At 74.5% G+C, this 16,671-nt stretch carries 15 protein-coding genes and 1 pseudogene; 8 read left to right on the plus strand and 8 right to left on the minus strand.

Annotation, left to right across the window (positions count from 1 at the left end; all coding sequences use genetic code 11):
- The first annotated feature begins 40 nt into the window (after positions 1-40).
- The 4 genes and pseudogenes from ABZ449_RS00410 (at position 41) to ABZ449_RS00425 (ending at position 3,338) form a co-directional block, all read left to right on the plus strand.
- On the plus strand, positions 41-802 hold the full coding sequence (locus ABZ449_RS00410; protein ID WP_360337651.1) for an alpha/beta fold hydrolase: 762 nt from the start codon (positions 41-43) through the stop codon (positions 800-802).
- 248 nt (positions 803-1,050) lie between these two features.
- Complete coding sequence (locus tag ABZ449_RS00415) at positions 1,051-1,785, plus strand: alpha/beta hydrolase (protein WP_360337654.1); 735 nt, start codon at positions 1,051-1,053, stop codon at positions 1,783-1,785.
- 51 nt (positions 1,786-1,836) lie between these two features.
- Positions 1,837-2,331 (plus strand): annotated as a pseudogene (ureG, locus tag ABZ449_RS00420) (urease accessory protein UreG); the annotation flags it as partial.
- Positions 2,328-3,338 carry an urease accessory protein UreD gene (locus ABZ449_RS00425; protein ID WP_360337657.1) on the plus strand — a complete coding sequence of 337 codons (1,011 nt, stop codon included), beginning with the start codon at positions 2,328-2,330 and terminating at the stop codon, positions 3,336-3,338. The pseudogene ureG and the gene ABZ449_RS00425, both read left to right, overlap by 4 nt.
- Positions 3,339-3,390: 52 nt before the next feature.
- On the opposite strand, the gene ABZ449_RS00430 is transcribed toward ABZ449_RS00425, so the two are convergent.
- Positions 3,391-3,822, minus strand: coding sequence for a protein phosphatase (locus tag ABZ449_RS00430; protein WP_360337660.1), 432 nt, complete (start codon positions 3,820-3,822; stop codon positions 3,391-3,393).
- 29 nt (positions 3,823-3,851) lie between these two features.
- Complete coding sequence (locus ABZ449_RS00435; protein ID WP_360337663.1) at positions 3,852-5,339, minus strand: helix-turn-helix transcriptional regulator; 1,488 nt, start codon at positions 5,337-5,339, stop codon at positions 3,852-3,854.
- A 149-nt stretch (positions 5,340-5,488) separates the two neighbouring features.
- Here ABZ449_RS00435 and ABZ449_RS00440 point away from each other — a divergent pair, with 149 nt between their 5' ends.
- The 4 genes from ABZ449_RS00440 to ABZ449_RS00455 all read left to right on the plus strand — a co-directional run bounded on the left by ABZ449_RS00440 (position 5,489) and on the right by ABZ449_RS00455 (position 9,772).
- Entirely contained in the window at positions 5,489-6,421 is a 933-nt protein-coding gene (locus ABZ449_RS00440; protein WP_360337666.1) for an NADP-dependent oxidoreductase, read from the plus strand.
- Between the two features lie 228 nt (positions 6,422-6,649).
- Positions 6,650-7,381 carry an MIP family channel protein gene (locus tag ABZ449_RS00445; RefSeq protein WP_360337669.1) on the plus strand — a complete coding sequence of 244 codons (732 nt, stop codon included), beginning with the start codon at positions 6,650-6,652 and terminating at the stop codon, positions 7,379-7,381.
- Between the two features lie 314 nt (positions 7,382-7,695).
- Positions 7,696-8,484 carry an SDR family NAD(P)-dependent oxidoreductase gene (locus tag ABZ449_RS00450; protein ID WP_360337672.1) on the plus strand — a complete coding sequence of 263 codons (789 nt, stop codon included), beginning with the start codon at positions 7,696-7,698 and terminating at the stop codon, positions 8,482-8,484.
- 514 nt (positions 8,485-8,998) lie between these two features.
- Positions 8,999-9,772 (plus strand): GNAT family N-acetyltransferase, encoded by a 774-nt coding sequence (locus tag ABZ449_RS00455; protein ID WP_360337674.1) that lies wholly within the window; start codon positions 8,999-9,001, stop codon positions 9,770-9,772.
- A 424-nt stretch (positions 9,773-10,196) separates the two neighbouring features.
- Here ABZ449_RS00455 and ABZ449_RS00460 read toward each other — a convergent pair whose 3' ends face one another.
- From ABZ449_RS00460 to ABZ449_RS00485, 6 genes are all read right to left on the minus strand, one after another.
- Positions 10,197-10,643, minus strand: coding sequence for a hypothetical protein (locus tag ABZ449_RS00460; protein WP_360337677.1), 447 nt, complete (start codon positions 10,641-10,643; stop codon positions 10,197-10,199).
- 4 nt (positions 10,644-10,647) lie between these two features.
- A complete protein-coding gene (locus tag ABZ449_RS00465) occupies positions 10,648-11,907 on the minus strand; it encodes an amidase domain-containing protein (RefSeq protein ID WP_360337680.1) in 1,260 nt (419 codons plus the stop codon).
- A gap of 2 nt (positions 11,908-11,909) precedes the next feature.
- Positions 11,910-12,242 carry a type VII secretion target gene (locus ABZ449_RS00470; protein WP_360337683.1) on the minus strand — a complete coding sequence of 111 codons (333 nt, stop codon included), beginning with the start codon at positions 12,240-12,242 and terminating at the stop codon, positions 11,910-11,912.
- Positions 12,243-12,396: 154 nt separating this feature from the next.
- The gene (locus ABZ449_RS00475) at positions 12,397-13,068 is read right to left on the minus strand and encodes an ATP-binding cassette domain-containing protein (protein WP_360337686.1); all 672 of its coding nucleotides are present in this window, start codon (positions 13,066-13,068) and stop codon (positions 12,397-12,399) included.
- 31 nt (positions 13,069-13,099) lie between these two features.
- Positions 13,100-13,837 (minus strand): ATP-binding cassette domain-containing protein, encoded by a 738-nt coding sequence (locus tag ABZ449_RS00480; protein ID WP_360337689.1) that lies wholly within the window; start codon positions 13,835-13,837, stop codon positions 13,100-13,102.
- 747 nt (positions 13,838-14,584) lie between these two features.
- Positions 14,585-16,657, minus strand: a complete 2,073-nt coding sequence (locus ABZ449_RS00485) for an ABC transporter permease (RefSeq protein ID WP_360338737.1) — start codon at positions 16,655-16,657, stop codon at positions 14,585-14,587.
- Positions 16,658-16,671: the final 14 nt, after the last annotated feature.

Here is a 16,671-nt window from a genome sequence, read left to right on the forward strand (position 1 = left end):
TCGCTTGGGGAACGACGGCGGGGGCGCTACCATCCGCCTGATGATCATTTCTCATGATGTAGCAGGCAGTGGGCCCGCCGTGGTGCTGCTGCACTCCTCGGTGTGCGACCGACGGATGTGGGACGCGCAGTGGCAGCCGCTGATCGACGCCGGGTACCGGGTGGTCCGCTGCGACTTCCGCGGCTTCGGTGACACGCCGCTCGCGGACGCCCCGTACAGCGACACCGGGGACGTCCTGGCCCTGCTCGACCACCTGGGCATCGAGACCGCCGCCCTGGTCGGGGCCTCCCACGGCGGCCGGATCGCCCTGACGGCGGCCGCGCTGCGCCCCGAGGCGGTCACCCGGCTGGCCCTGCTCGGCGCCGGCATGCCCGGACACCAGCCCAGCGACACCCTGCGCGCCTTCGGCGGCCGCGAGGACGAGCTGATCGAGGCCGGGGACATCGACGGGGCCGTCGAGCTGAACGTCGAGTCCTGGCTCGGCCCGGAGGCCGACGAGCAGACCCGCGCGAACGTCCGCCGGATGCAGCGCCACGCCTTCGACGTCCAGATGGAGGCGACGATCGGCCCCGACCGCGAGGAGGTCGACCTCAGCCGCGTCACCGCCCCGACCCTGGCCGTGGCCGGAGCCCACGACTTCCCGGACTTCCGCGACATCGCCGCCGCCCTGCCCACCCTCCTCCCCGACGCCCGCCACCAGGAACTCCCCTGGGCCGGCCACCTCCCCAGCCTGGAACGCCCGGCCGAAACCACCGCCCTCCTCCTCGCCTTCCTCGGCGAGCCGGCCCCGGCCGCCCGCTAGCGCCCGCAGGTACCGGAGCCCCTGCCGAGCCCCTGCCGAGCCCGCCCCGGAGTGGAAAGTCGGCCCGTCCGACTTCCTGCGCGGCGGCGGCGCCGGCCGGGCCCGGTGGGGCCGCGGTCGGCGCCGCCGCCCGGGCGATCGGCACTCTGCCGGGCCGGTCCGGCACTCGAAGGCCCGGCGGTGGGTCGTTCCGGTGGCAACACGGAAAAGCCGGGACTCGAACGTGTGTCTGGGTCCATGATGGCGGGGTGCACTTCACCTCGGAATCCAGCACGGACGGCGTGACGCAGCGCCACTTCACCCTCGACGGCGTGCCCGGTGTGCTCTGGCAGCCGGACGGACTCCCCCTCGGTGGACGGCCGTTGGTGCTGCTGGGGCACGGTGGCGGGCAGCACAAGCTGGGGTCGGTGGACCGGGCGCGGCGGTGCGTGCGCGAGCGCGGGTTCGCGGCGGTGGCGCTGGACGCGCCGGGCCACGGGGAGCGGCCGCGCAGCGCGCAGGACGAGCGGTTCGCCACCGAGATCGGGGAGCTGATCGCGGCGGGCCGGCCGATCAGCGCGTGGGTGGCGCGGCACACGGCGGCGCTCGCGGAGCGGGCGGTGCCGGAGTGGGTGGCCGTGCTGGACGCGCTGGAGGAATGGGCGGAGGGCCTCGGCCCGGTGGGGTACTGGGGGCTGTCGCTGGGGAGCGTGATCGGCATCCCGCTGGCGGCGGCCGAACCGCGCGTCGCCGCCGCGGTGTTCGGACTGGCGGGGCACGCGTCGCAGGTCGAGGCGGCGGGGCGGGTCGGTGTGCCGGTGGAGTTCCTCCTCCAGTGGGACGACGAACTGGTCCCGCGCGAGGGGGCGCTGGCGCTGTTCGGCGCGCTGGGTTCGCGGGAGAAGACCCTGCATGCCAACGCCGGGGGCCATCTGGAGGTGCCGGAGCTCGAACTGGAGTCCTCCGAACGGTTCCTGGCGCGGCATCTGGGCCGGGTGGGGTGAGCGCCGGCTCCGTCGGCGCCGATGCCAACCGTCAGTAGAACCTCGCAAAGGATCTACACCCAGGAGGACGCCCAGCACGTGCGGCACACCCTGGCCGGGGTGCTGGACCCCGAACGGGTGGTCGGCGTGGAGACCGGCGCCTGCCCGCACACCGCCGTCCGGGACGACCCGACGATGAACCTCGCGGCCGGCGCCGAACTGCTGGAACGCTTCCCGGACGTCGACACCCTGCTGTTCGAGTCCGGTGGCGACAACCTCACGCTGACCTTCACCCCGGTGCTGGTGGACCTCTTCCTCTTCGTCCTCGACACCGCCGAGGGCGAGAAGATGCCCCGCAAGCGCGGTCCGGGCATCACCGAGTCGGACCTGCTGGTCATCAACAAGATCGACATCGCCCAGTACGTCCGCGCCGACCTCGGGGTGATGGAGTCCGACGCCCGCCGGGTGCGCGAGGGCGGTCCGGTGGTGCTCACCAACTGCCTGACGGGGGAGGGGCTGGAGGAGATCGCGGCCTTCCTGGAGACCTTCCGCAAGGTCCCGGCGTGACCGCGGCCGCGGAGCGGACGGTGCCCCGGCTCGACCCCCGGCACTACGAGCCCGCCCGCGTCCCGTACGAGGTCCGGCGCCACGCCGGGACGCCCGACACCCTCGCGGTCGGGCGTCCCGGCAAGGTCGGGCTGCTGGAGCCGGCCTTCGAGAAGGTCGCCGGGCGCACCGAACTCACCGGCCACTACCAGAAGTCGCCGTTGCAGATCACGCGCCCGCTGTACTTCGACCCGGCCCGGCCCGACCTCGCCGTCACCTTCCTGATGTCCACCGGCGGCGGCATCCTCCAGGCCGACCGGCTCCGCACCGACCTGCACTGCGGCGCCGACACGGCCGTCCACCTGACCACCCAGGCGGCCACCAAGGTCTACCGGATGGAACACGACTACGCGACGCAGCTGGTCGACCTGACGGCCGGCCCGCGCGCCTACGTCGAGTACCTGCCCGAGCCGGTGATCCCCTTCGGCGACTCGCGGCTCTACCAGCGGACCGTCCTCACCGTCGACCCGGACGCGACGGCGCTGGCCGGCGAGACCGTCCTGGCCGGCCGGCTCGCCCGGGGCGAACGCGACGCCTACCGGGTGTTCGCCTCCGACCTCGAAGTGCGGCGCCCGGACGGCGGGTTGGTGGCACTGGACACGGTGCGGCCGGAGCCCGCGCCGACCGGCGGCGGAGGAGTCACCGGGCCGGCGGTGCCGGCCGGCTACGACGTGATGTCCAGCCTGTACGTCCTCAGCCCGCTCGCCCCGGCGGGCCGGATCGCGGACGTCCTGCACGAGGCGGTGGCCGGGAGCGGTCAGGGGCGCGACGAACAGCTCTATGCGTTCGATCTCGCGACGAGCGGGCTGCGCTGGCAGGCCGAGTCGGAGTCGCCAGGCCGCGACACCGGGGCCGACCACCCGATCCGGCTGGCCGCCGTCGGCGGGACCGTCTACCGCTCCAGCCGCGCCGGCGTCCTCGCGCTCGGCGCCCTGCCGCCGCTGCCGCCGCTGCCGCCGTCGGCCTGACCGGGCTGAGAACCCGGCTCGGCGGCCCGGGACAGGCGGCCACCCACCCGCCCTAGGCCAGCCGCTCCACGAACTTGCGCTGCCAGGGCGTTTCGACGGCATGCCGGCTGTAGTGCTCGCGCACGTACGCCACCGCTTCCGCGGCCGGGACGCCGTCCAGGACGGCGATGCAGGCGAGGGCTGTGCCCGTACGTCCTCGCCCGCCGGCGCAGGCGAGTTCGACGCGTTCGGTGGCGGAGAGCTCCCAGGCCTCGTGGAAGGCGTCGGCGGCGTCCGCGCGGTCCGCGGGGAGGCGGAAGTCCGGCCAGCGCACCCAGCGGCTCGGCCAGTCGACGTGCGGCGGGCGGCCCAACAGGTAGAGGCCGAAGTCCGGTCGGGGGCCGGGCGGCACGGGGCGGCTGAGGCCGCGGCCGCGCAGCAGGCGGCCGGAGGGCAGTCGCAGGATGCCGGGGGCGGTCGGGTCCCAGGTGGTGGGGTCGGTCATGTCGGCCGTTCTCAGGAGGGGGAGGGGGCTCAGGACGCCGCGTGCAGCCCGACCGGCCCGCGCGGATGGCCGGCGCGGTGGGCGAGCGCAGCGGCCTCGCCGCGCGAGGATACGTCGAGTTTGGCGAGGATGTTGGCGACGTGGAACTTCACCGTCGACTCGCTGATGTGCAGCGCCGCCGCGATGTCCCGGTTGCGGCGGCCGCGCGCCAGCTGGTCGAGGACCTCCCGCTCGCGCGGCTGGAGGCCGTCCAACGGGTCCGTGACGTGAGCGGGTTCGGGCAGGGCGAGCGGGAGGTCGACGGTCACCGTGGTGCCCCAGCCGGGGACGGCCTCCACGCCGTGGTGTCCGCCGAGGGCGGTGACGCGATCGGCGGTGCGGTGGACGGTGAGGGCGTCGGCGGTGAGGGTACCGAGGCCGTCGCCGCGCACGACGGCGCGCAGCAGGCCGTCCGCGGTGAGCTGCCAGCTCACGTGCAGCCGGGTCGGCTTCTCCTGGTCCAGCATCAGCAGCACGGCCACCCGGACGGCGTCGCGGGCGGTGTGCGCGGCGTCCGCCGGGACGGAGCGGTCGGCCTGCGCCGGGGGCGCGACGTCGAGGTGGACGCTGGTGTGCCGCAGCAGCGGGCGCAGCTCGCGCACCAGCCGGGCGAAGGCGGCGTCGGCGGGTTGCTCGCTGAGGGTGCGGTCGAGTTCGGCGCCCTGGCGCAGGTCGAGGAGCGCGGTGACGGCCAGCTCGGTGGCGCTGCGGCGGGCCGCGGCGTCGTCCAGGTCGGCCGAGCGCAGCGGCGCCAGGATCGCGGTGAGCGCGGCGCTGTGGGTGCCGGTGAACTCGGCGATGGCGCGGGCGCGGGCGTTGGCCGAGGCGCGGGAGGCGGCCGTCTGGGTGGGGGCGGCGTCGGTCGCGCGGTGGTCGGAGTGGGCGATCACCAGGTCCCACAGCTGTTGCAGGACGGCGAGCGCCCCGGGGGCCACCGGCTCGGCGCCCGCCCGGACGAGGACCAGGACGGCGCCGCCGCCGTCGCCCGGGGTGGTGGCGACGACCACCACCGGCCGGGACCGTCCGGCGAGTTCGGCCTCGCCCTGCCAGGGCCGGCCGGCCGAGGTGGTCCCGGCCGCGCGTTCGGCCAGCCGGGAGAGGTCCCGCGCGCTGAGTGCAGCGGTGAGCTCGGGCGAGCCGTGGCCGTTCGTGGGGCTGAAGGTGCAGACGCCGCTGAGCTGCGCGAGCGCCGTGTGCGGGACGAGGGTGCCGAGCACCTCGGACAGGCGGGGCAGGAGGTCCGGGCGGGGAGCGCGCAGCACCTCGACGGCCCGCGCCAGCGCGTCCTCGGGGCGGCCCCAGTGCCGCCGCCAGGCCTCGTCCGGTCCGGCGGCGTCCGCCGTGCCGGCCTTGACGTCCGTGCCGGCCCGGCCATCCGTGATGTTCCGGCGGTCCGTGCCGTCGGTGAGGTCCCTGCCGGCCCTGCCGTCCATATCGCCCTTGCCGTCCATGCGGTCCATGCGGTCCATGCGGTCCATGCGATCCAGCCTAGTTCGGGTACCGCCGCCGCGGCCTGGCCGTTCGGACAGGTCGAACCGTCCGAAGGGCCAGCCGGGCGGCCGCCGTCCCCGGCACAGGATGGAAGGCGTCGGAAGCGACCAACTCCACTGAAACCGAAGGACCTTCCATGACCAAGGCGATCGCCTTCTCCGAGTTCGGCGGCACGGACGTGCTGCGCCTGACCGACATCGAGCTGCCCGGGCCCGGGCCCGGCCAGGTGCGGGTCGCGGTCCGTGCCGTCGGCGTCAACCCGGTGGACCGCAGGCTGCGCACCGGTGAGCTGGCCGCGCTCATCCCGGTCGTCTTCCCCTATGTGCCGGGTGTGGAGGTGTCCGGCGTGGTCGAGGCCGTCGGCGCCGGGGTGAACGGCTTCGCGCCCGGCGACGAGGTGTTCGGCAGCATGATGGGCGGCGCCTACGCGGAACACGCGCTGGTGGACGTGGCGATGCTGGCCCCCAAGCCGGCCGGGCTGAGCTGGGAGGAGGCCGCCGCGATCCCGACGGCGGCCGAGACCTCCGAGCGGGTCCTCGACCTCCTCGGCGTCCAGCCGGGCGAGACGCTGCTGGTGCACGGCGCCGCCGGCGGGGTGGGGACCCTGCTGCTCCAGCTCGCCCGGGCGCGCGGGATCACCGTGGTCGGCACCGCGAGCGAGGCGAACCAGGCCTACCTGCGGGAACTCGGTGCGATTCCGGTGACGTACGGCGAGGGGCTGGCCGAGCGGGTGCGGGCCGCCGCCCCGGGCGGGGTGGACCGGGCGCTGGACGCGGCCGGGCGGGGCGGGGTGCTGCCGCTGTCGATCGAGCTGACGGGCAGCGCGGACCGGGTGCTGACGATCGCCGACTTCGAGGGAGCGCAGGAGCACGGTGTGCGGTTCAACGGCGGAGTCGAGGGCGTCGAGCCGTACCACCGGCGCGCCTACGCGGCCGCGCTCGCCCTGTACGAGGCGGGCACCCTGCGGCTGCCGGTGCACCGGGTGTTCCCGCTCGCGGAGGCGGCCGAGGCGCAGCGGGTCAGTGAGGCAGGGCATCTGCGCGGCAAGATCGTGCTGACGGTCCGATAGGCGCCGGAAGCCCCTCCTGTCCACGTCTGCCCGTTTTACCTCCGTTTTGCATTGGGCTCGCCATTTTCGTACGGTTTCATCCGTTCGGAGTAATTCGGCAGGCGGACGCGCCGTGAACACGGCGGTACGCCGTTCGGCCGACATGCGGTCCCTCGAACGGTCGACCAGGGTTGGCCGGGTGCGGGCGGCACCGGACCGCCTGCCCTGACGGTCAGGAGGACCAGGCGCATGGGTGGAACGGACAGGCGGGCGGTGATCGGCGAGTTCCTCGGGACCCTGCTGCTGGTGCTGCTGGCGGTGGGCGCGGCGGTGCTCGCGGGGGAGGCGATCGGTCCGGTGGGCATCGCGCTCGCGTTCGGCTTCGTGCTGCTCGCGCTGGCGTACGCGCTCGGCCCGGTCTCCGGCTGCCACGTCAACCCGGCGGTGACGCTCGGCTTCCTGCTGGCCCGCCGGATCGACGGCCGCACGGCGGTGTCGTACTGGGTGGCGCAGGTGCTCGGCGGCATCGCCGGCGCGGCGCTCGTGCTGCTGCTGGCGAAGCAGGTACCGGGGCTGGAGACCCACGGCAAGCTCGGAACCAACGGCTGGGGTGACCGCTCCCAGGTGCACATCAACGCCGGCGGCGCGTTCCTGACCGAGGTCGTCCTCACCTTCCTGCTGGTGTACGTCGTGCTGGCGGTCACCCACCGGCTGGCCGCGGTCGGCTTCGACGGGCTGCCGATCGGTGTCGCGCTGGTGGTCGTCCACCTGGTCGGCATCCCGCTCACCGGCACCTCGGTCAACCCGGCGCGCAGCCTCGGCCCGGCGCTGTTCGCGGGCGGCGACGCGCTGTCGCAGCTGTGGCTGTTCCTGCTCGCCCCGCTGGTCGGCGGCGCGCTGGCGGCGGGCGTGCACCTGCTGACCCACCCGCAGCCCAACCTTCCGGTGGCGCAGGCCCTGGCCACCGACGCGCGGGTGTAGTCCCCGCAGTCGATCCGGCGCGGCGGCCGGGACCGTACCGACGGTCCCGGCCGCCGCCGTCGTTGCCCTCCGTGGTGCCGCGGCCCGGCCCGCCTGCTCGGGGCGCCTCGGGTTCCCTCCATGCCGTTCGGGGTCTGCTCCGCGCCGTTCGGGGTCCGCTCCGCGTTGCTTCCCGTCCTTTCCGTGCCGCTTCCCGTCCCTTTTCACGCCTCTTCGCGTCCCCTTCGGACCGCTTTTGCGTCACCGACCACCCGGATCCGGCGTACTGGCCGAAGAGGCCCGGCCCCCGCCCGCCGGCTGGGTAGAGTCCCGCCATGGTGACTGAGAACGCGGGGAGTCCGGCGGGCGGGCGGCTGGCCGGCCGCTCCTGTGTGGTGACGGGCGCGGCCAACGGCATCGGGCGGGCCGTCGCGGAACGCTTCGTCCGGGAAGGCGCGTCGGTGGTCGCCACCGATGTGGACGCGGCCGGGCTGGACCGGCTGGTCGAGCAGTTCCCCGACGCCGTCAGCGCGGTGGTCGGTGACGTGGCCCGGGACGAGGACGCCCGCCGGATGGTGGCGGCCGCCGTCGAGCGGCACGGGCGACTGGACGTCCTGGTGGCCAACGCCGGGATCATCCCGCTGATGGAGATCACCGAGGCCACCGCCGAGGACTGGGACCACGTGATGGCGGTGGACGGGCGCGGCATGTTCCTCACCTGCAAGTACGCGATCGAGGCGATGACGGCGCAGGACCGGCCCGGCGGCTCGATCGTCTGCCTGTCCTCCATCTCCGGCGAGGCCGGCCAGCGCGGCCAGGCGGTGTACGGGCCCGCCAAGTTCGTCGCCTCCGGCCTCACCAAGCACCTCGCCGTCGAATGGGCCGACCGCGGCATCCGGGTCAACGCCGTCGCCCCCGGCACCATCACCACCGCGCGCGTCGCCCGGCTCTACGACGAGCCCGGCGGTCCCGAATACCTCGAGGCGATCGAGAAGCGGCACCCGATGGGGCGGCTCGGCGCCCCGGCCGAGGTCGCGTCGGCCGTCCTCTTCCTCGCCTCCGACGACGCGTCCTTCGTCACGGGGGTCGTGCTGCCGGTGGACGGCGGGTACATGGCGCAGTAGGGCCCCGGGGCAGCCGGCGAGCCGCTCGACCGGCACGGACACCCGCTCGCGCCGGTGCCCGGACGAGTGGTTCCGAAGTCGGCCGGGTTCGCGGATTCCGCTCCGGTCATGCAGGAAGGGTGTCCAGCAGCGGGTTGTGACGACCGAAGAGCCGGACACCCTCCTGACGGCACTCTACGTGCGATCGGTGATCACCCGTCCCGGACACGCTGGTTGGGGCGCCCGCCGGGATCCTCCGCGGCCTGCCGTTTCCGCGCGCCCGACCGCCAGGCCCGGCCTGCCCCGAGCCGCTCTCCGGCCCGGCCTGCCGCTTCCGCGCGCCCGGCCGCCCGGCGCCGCCTGCCCCGAGCCGCTCTCCGGCCCGGCGGATGCGCGAACTCTCCCAGGCCGGAGGCCGGTTGGGCGACATGATGGACGCGAGGCTCCGGGCCGGGTGATCCGGTCCGGCCGGCTCGCCGCCGGGGGCGCGGAAACCCGATGGCGTTCCGCTCCCGGGCCGTGCTGGACTGAGCGGATGAACCATGACGAGGTGCTCGCCCTGTACGACGACCGGCTCCGGCGCAACGCGCCGCCCGACCCGGGCTGCCGCGTCGAACTCGACGGCGCGGTGGTTCGGCAGGTGGGCCCGGAGCACAGCTGGAACGGTGTGGTCTGGTCGGGCCTGGACGAGGCCGGGGCGGACGCGGTGATCGCCGCGCAGGTGCGTCACTTCGCCGGACTGGGGCTGGAGTTCGAGTGGAAGGCCTACTCCCACGACACCCCCGCGGACCTCGGCGCCAGGCTGCTGGCGGCCGGCTTCACCCCGGAGCCGGCCGAGGCGCTGATGCTCGCCCGGATCGCGGACCTGCCCACCGAGGCCGCCCTGCCCGAGGGCGTCCGGCTGCTCCAGGTGACCGACCCGGCCGGGGTGGACCTGCTGATGGAGGCCCACGAACAGGCCTTCGGCTCCGAGCACCCCGGCCTGCGCGAGCGGATGCTGGACCACCTGCGGCACGGCACCGAAACGGTCAGCATGGTCGTCGCGATGGCCGGTGACCGCCCGGTCAGCGGTGCCCGGATGGAGCTGACCCCGGGCACCGGGTTCGCCGGCCTCTGGGGCGGCGGCACCGCACCGGACTGGCGCGGCCGGGGCATCTACCGCGCCCTCGTCGCCCAGCGGGCCCGCCTCGCGGCCGAGCTCGGCTACGAGTACCTCCAGGTCGACGCGAGCGACCAGAGCCGGCCCATCCTCCAGCGGCTCGGCTTCGCCTGGGTGAGCACGACGACTCCGTACGTCCGCCGGCCGTAGGCCCCGCCGCGAGGGGCGCTGGCTCGCCCTCGGTCGCCCCGTGGCCGGCCCTCGGACCGGGGAGGTGCGGCCCGGACCGGCCCGGACCTGAAGGCCTCCGGAGGCCTGTGCCGGTGGCCTTCCGCCTCTGCTGCTCCGACGCATTGCGCCCCCTGCCGATCGGCAGGGGGCGCGCGAGGTGTCGCTGTTCAGGTTGTGCCGTTCGGTCCATGTGCGGGAGGGGTGGCCGGGGTCATCGTTGGGGCATCACGAGCGGGGGCCGGCCGGGTCCCCGGGAAGGAGCCTCAGCATGTTCGACCTCTGCCATCCGCGCATCCTCGGAGCGACGGCCGTCGCGCCCGCGGCGCTCCTCGGCCTCGGGCTCGGTTGCGGCCTCGGGCTCGGCCTCGGTTGCGGGCTCAGCCTCGTACTCGCCCGGCGGCGATCAGGCCGGGAGCCGTGTCCGGGGCGCCGCGGCTGGATCCACCGTGTCCGTGAGCCGGTCCTGCCCGAAGCAGGTGCTCCGCTGAGTCCCGGTGTCGTGCACGGCGGTCTTCGCGAGGGCGTACTGGAACGGCACCCCGATCGCCGCCAGCGGCAGCAGCGCGCACAGCAGGGCGTGCCCCAGGCCGATCCGGAACGTCCTGCGCCGGACGGCGGTGACGAGCTGCCAACCGCCCCAGCCCACCGCGCCGACGGCCAGTACCAGTCCCGCCCAGGCGAGCGGCAGCACGTGGGCCGGGGCGCCGGGGCTGTCCTGGCAGCGGCTCACGAGGTCGTGGATGTCGCCGTCCGCGAGGAGTGTCGGCACGCCGCACGCCCACCCGAGACAGGTGAGCAACAGCGGGCCGCCGGCCCGGAGCCACCGGGAGGAGTGCTGTTCTTCCTTCATACGCCTAGTACCAGTCCGGATTCACGCGGACGAAGTGCAGCTTCTGGTGCCCGCGCTGCTCCTGGAAGCTGTCGATCCGGCCGCCCAGGCTCGCGTTCTGCTGGCCGCCGCTGTGCTGGGTGTAGCGGATGTCCCCGTCCGGGGTCACCGCCGTCACCACCGCGGTGTGGTGGACGACGCCCTTCTTGTCCTGGGAGTCCTGGTCGGAGTCCTCCTCGTAGTAGACGATGTCCCCGGGCCTCACCTCGTCCGGCGAGAGCTCCTGGCCACCGTGGCGCATCATGAAGTCGTGCATGTTCTGCGCCCCGGCCCAGCTCTTCGAGTAGTCGAGCCGCTGGTCGAGCCAGTCGCCGCCCGCGTCGTCGCTGCGCCCCCAGGTGTCGTCCCCGCGCCAGCCCCACCACTGATCCCACTTGGCGTGCACGCCGCCCTGGCGCAGCGCCTCGGAGGCGAAGTTGGTGCAGTTGTCGTCGAAGACGTCGATGGTGGTGTCGTTCCAGTGCTCCAGCGCCCACTGCACCGTCTTCACCCGGTCGTACTTGGCGTTGGGCCCGCCGCGCAGGCCCACCTTCACGTCGTCGGGGATGCCCGGGAGGTTGGCGAGGGTCACGGGATCGGAGAGCATCAGCTGCTTGCGCTGGTTGTCGGTCAGCGCCTTCCACCAGTCGGCGACCAGCCGGGGGTCCTGCCCGTTGGGGATGTCCCCGGTGTACATGAGCAGTTCGGTCTGTGAGGCTTCGCGTTGGAGCTGGTCCAGGGCCTTGCGCGGGTCGGTCTCGCAGGTCGCTCCGGCGAGCTTGCGCAGTTCGGCGGAGGCCAGCTTGTCGGCCTGAGCGGCCTCGCGCAGCGCCTCCTGGAGCATCGCGTTGACCTCCTGGACGGCGTTGTCGTCCGACGTCGCCGCACCGCCGCTGCCGTGGACGGTGGCCGTGGTCTCGTCCACGGTGAAGCCGTACTGCTTGGCCATGTCCAGGGCGGAGTTCAGGGTGAGCTTCGCCCGGGTGATGCTGGCGCTCAGCCCGTCCAGGATCATCACGACGCCGCGCATGATGTCCGCGCCGGCCTCCAGGATCTGGGCCTGCTCCTGGAGCTTGCGGCCGGCGGCCTCGCCGACCTTGTCCTTCCAGTTCTCCTTGAGCGGGTCGACACCGTTGGCGTGGATGTCGTTGACGGCCTGCCACGCTTGCTTGGACAGGCCGAGCCAGGAGCCGGCGGCGGCGTCGACGGCGATGCTGTTGGCGGCCTTGAGCGCTGCGATGGTCATCGTCACGGCTGCTGCCCCGCTTCCGTCCCCCCGAGGTCGCCGAGCGCCGTGTCGAGGCGGCGGGCGTACTCCTGGTCGGCCTGGTCGTAGGACTGCGCCGAGTCGTGCAACTGTGTGGAATAGAGGTGGAGTTGGTCGACGACGGACTTCACGTGGGCCTGCCAGGCGTCGGCGCAGTCCTTCAGTGCCGGGCCGGATTCCCAGGCCGACATGGTGTCGGCGGCCGTGTGGCTGTTGTCGAGCCAGTGTCCGGCGGGCCCGAAGGTCTTGGCGGCCTCCGTGAGGCCGTTCGCCGACTGTCGCAAGGCATGCGTCTGGACGTGGATGTGGTTCACGGTCGGTTCCCCCTACCCGGATATGTCGACGGCGATCGACATGGGTGTGGTCATCGTAACGACCGGATTGGAAGGGAAAGGTCATCTGAAAGTCATGAGAAAGGCAATTCAGCGGGCCGGCGGCCTTGGTTTCTGCGGGATCGGGGGCCGCCCGTCACAGGGTGATCGTCAACCGCCCGGGGACGGTCTCTCCGGGCTCGCCGGAGAACACCACCTCGCCCCGGTGCAGCACGTGCACCACCGCCGCCCCGGCCAGGGTGCTCGGCAGCGACCGTGCGGCGAGCACGACCGTACGGCCGTCGGCGGCGCCCGCCAACAGGTGAGCGTGCAGCCGTGCGGCGACGGCGGGGGCCAGTCCGCGCTCGGGCTCGTCCAGCAGCAGCAGGGCGGGCCGTGATGCCAAGGCCCGCCCGATGGCGACGAGTTGCTGTTGGCCACCGGACAGGATACCGACCCGGCGGTCCAGCAGGGTGATCAGCTCGGGGAACAGCTCCAGCACCTCGGCGCGCCCCGGCCCGCCCAGCGTCAGGTTCTCGGCCACGGTCAGCGAACCGAACACCCCGCGCTCGGCCGGGACCAGGGCCAGGCCCCGCCGCACCCGCTGGTGCACCGACAGCCCGCCGAGGTCCCGGCCCCGCCAGAGCGCCCGCCCGCCCGCCAGCGGCACCACCCCGGCCAGGGCGTGCAGCGCGCTGGTCCGCCCGGCCCCGTTGCGGCCGAGCAGGACCGTGACGGCGGCGGACGGGAAGTCCAGGTCGACGCCGTGCAGCGCCTCCAGTGGGCCGTAGCGGACCCGGGCGGCCCGGAGGGCGGCTTCGACGGGCATCAACCCACCTCCGGGGCAGGTCGGTTCGGCCTCATGTGGCGGCTCCCCAGGCCGCGGTGACCCGGGGATCGGCGAGGACGGCCGCGGCGGCTCCGGCGGCGACCACCCGGCCCTGCGCCATGGCGTAGACGGCGTCGGCGAGTTCGGCGACCAGCTCGGCGTCGTGCTCGACCAACAACAGGGCCATGCCGCGCTCGGCGAGCCCGCGCAGTACGGACACCAGGCGAGCGGTCTGCGCGGCATCGAGGCCCGCCGCCGGTTCGTCCAGCAGCAGCACCCGGGGCCCGCCCGCCAACGCCCGTGCCAGCTCCACCAGCCGCAGCACCCCCGTGGGCTGCCCGCCGGCCGGCTCGGCGGCCAGTTCCTGCAAGCCGAACAGTTCCAGCGCGCGGGCCGTACGCTCGGCGGCCGTCCGGGCGTCCACCCGGCGGGCGTACTGTTCGGCGCCCACCCGGACGTTGTCGGCCACCGAGAGGGTCGGAAAGACGGCGATCTGCTGGAAGGTCCGCCCCAGCCCCAGCCGCACCCGCCGGTGCGCGGGCAGCCCGGTGACGTCCCGCCCCCCGAGCAGCACCCGCCCGCCGTCGAGCCGCACCGTCCCGGCCAGACAGTCGAACAGCGTGCTCTTCCCCGCCCCGTTGGGCCCGATCAACGCCGTGATCCGCCCCGCCCGCGCCACCAGGTCCACCCCGCCCACCGCCTCGATGCCCCCGTACCGGCGCACGATGTCCCGTGCGGTGAGTCGGGCGGGGGGAGGTGTGGTGGTCACGGTCGGTCCTTGTGCCGGGGGGTGTGGCTTGCCGGGGGGTGTTGTGCTCGGTGTCGGTCGTGTCGTCAGGTCCGCCTCGCTCATGGCTGCACCTCGTGCGGCCTGCCTTTCTCACGCCTGCCCTTTCTCGCGGTCGGCCCGTTCGTGGCGTTGTCCGCTGCGGTGAGCGTGGGGAACTGGGATCGGCTTCGCGCGTGCCGCGGTGCTCATCGCTCGCATCCGCTGATGCCGATGGTCCCGCGCGGGCCGCAGTGCTGGGCGCTGAGGGTCGGATTCGGGCTCCGGGAACGGTCTCCTTGCGCTGGACAGGAGCCGGGGCGGCGGACCGGGCCGTTGGCGCACGCGGTGGGGTCGGCGGCAGATGGGTGGCGGTTTCGGATTCGCTGCAACTCGTAGCCGTCGCACCGCTGTTCCGGAGCGCGGGCGCCTCCACCCGTCGGTGGGTACTGCCGTCGGGCCACGGCGAACCGCGCCCGGTTCGGCTGCTTCCCTGCCTCCTGCGATCCGCGCGATGACCGTCTTCCGTGGCCGTGAGGGCGGGGGCGGTTCGTGCCATCCCGGAGTGCTGTGCGGGAGCCCTCCCTGCTGCCGGTCTGCCGGTCTGCCGGTCTGTCGCTCGGCAGCCACGGCGGTCGTCACCCGGCCCGGGCGCGTACTTCCGTCCGCCCCTTCCGCGATCCGCGCGATGGGCCGCTGCCCGTGGCAGTGGTGGCTCGGCGGTCCTCGTCGCGGCAGGGGGCTCGGCGGTCATCGCCGTCCGTCCCGTGCGCTGAGGGTCTCCCGTAGACGGCGGCCCGTCGGGGTGAGGTGGGACGGGGGGAGAGGGGGTGTCGGGGGTGGGCGGCGGTGGGGGAGGGGGAGGGCGGTGAGGCCGCCGGGGAGGCGGCCGATGGTGGCGGCGAGGAGGCCGACGGCGACGGCGGAGACTCCGGCGACGGTGCCCGCGTCGAGGCCGATGAGGAGGGCGGCGGCGAGGAGGGCGGCGAGGGCGTTGTCGGCGCCGGCGACCACCACGGCGGCGAACCAGAGGAGCCCGCGTACCGGGTCGAAGGAGGTGGGGTCGAAGGCGCGTCCGGCGAGGCCCATCAGCCCGCCGCCGAGGGCCGCCAGAGCCGCGCCCGCGACGAAGGCGAGGAGCTTGAGACCGGGGACGTCCACACCGGCCGCGACCGCGCCCGGTTCGTGGTCCCGCATGGCGGTCAGTGCCCGGCCGAGGCGGCCCCGGTGCAGGGCGCGGACGGTGAGCAGGCCGAGGCCGAGGAGGAGGAGTTCGGCGAGGTAGAAGACGCGGTCCCCGGCCAGGAAGGCGGGGCGGTCGAGCACGAGCCCGGTCGTGGCGTACGGCTGCTCGAAGACGAACCGGCTCATCGCCGTCCCCACCGCGAAGGTGACCAGCGCGAGGGCGAGTCCGCGTCGGCGGATCGCGGGCCAGCCGGTGAGCAGGCCGAGCGGGGCGGTGGCGAGGACGGCGATCAGCAGCGCCGGCACGGCGGGCAGTGGCGGGAGGCCGGGGATCCGGCCGGACATCAGCAGTGCGGTGCCGAGCGCGCCGAGACCCGCGTAGCCGGCCTGTCCGAGCGAGATCTGCCCGCCGTAGCCGGTGACCACGACGATGGACAGCAGGACGAGTGCGAGCGCGGGTACGAGCAGGGCGTTGCGCAGGTCGTTGCCCCGGAAGCCGAGCGGCAGCAGGAGCAGTACCAGGCAGACGGCCCCCGCCAGTCGTGCGCCTCCTGCTCCTGCTCCTGTTCCGAATCCCGTTCCGGCTCGGCCACTGCCACTGCCACTGCCACGGCCTTCGGCTCCGCCACGTCCCCTGCCCGCGTGCTCCGTACGGCGGGCGGACGGCGGCGCGGCCCCGGCCCCGGCGCCGGTCCGTTCCCCGGTGATGCCCGGCCCGGCGAGCAGGGCGGTGGCGAGCAGCGCGATCACGAACAGGTTGGACTGCACGGCCTGGACCAGCGGCAGCAGTTGCCCGGACGGCCGCAGCCGGGTGAGCTCGGCCTGGGCGATGCCGAGCGCGAGCCCGGTGGCGACCGCGACCGGGATGCTGCGCAGCCGGGCGGCGACCGCGACGGCCATGGTCTCCATCACCAGCAGCGGCAGACCGTACGGGTCGAGCAGCAGGTACGGCGCGAGGGCGACGCCGACGAGTCCGGCGGTGAAGGTGCCGAAGGCCCAGCCGGCGGCGGAGACCCGGTCGGCGTCGACTCCGGTGAGGGCGGCGAGGCGGCGGTCGTCGACGACGGCGCGCAGCCGGAGGCCGAAGCCGGTCCACCGGGTGGCGGCGAGGACGGCGACGCCGAGCACGAGGATGGCGGCGAGCTGGGCGACGGTGTCAGGCCGCAGGCCGTGCCCGCCGGGCAGCCGGATCGGGGCGCCGCCGAGCGGGGAGGGCGCGCCGGCCAGTGGCGCCGAGCCCCACAGGAGGACGGCCAGGCCGATGAGCAGCACGAACACGCCGATCCCGGCGACCATGGTCTCGGCCGGTCCGGCGCCACGCCGTTGCAGCGGGCGGTAGACCAGGAGGTCGAGCAGCACCCCGAGGGCGGGGGCCACGATCAGCAGGCAGCAGGCGACGGCGGGCCACACCGGCCAGTGCCGTACCACGACGAGGTCGCGCAGCAGGTAGGCGATGGCCATGGCCTGGGCGCCCTGGGCGATGTTGAGCACGCCGGTGGCGCGGTAGCAGACGACCAGGCCGATGCCGCTGAGCGCGGCGGCGGCGCCGACGGTGAGCCCGGCGAGCGCGAGGTCGACGGTGAGGTCGAACGAGCCGGGGGAGGCGAACGCGCCGGGGGAGAGGGTGAGGGCGCTGATGGCGGTGAGGGGTG

The organism is Kitasatospora sp. NPDC005856 (assembly GCF_040629945.1).
Lineage (GTDB): Bacteria > Actinomycetota > Actinomycetes > Streptomycetales > Streptomycetaceae > Kitasatospora.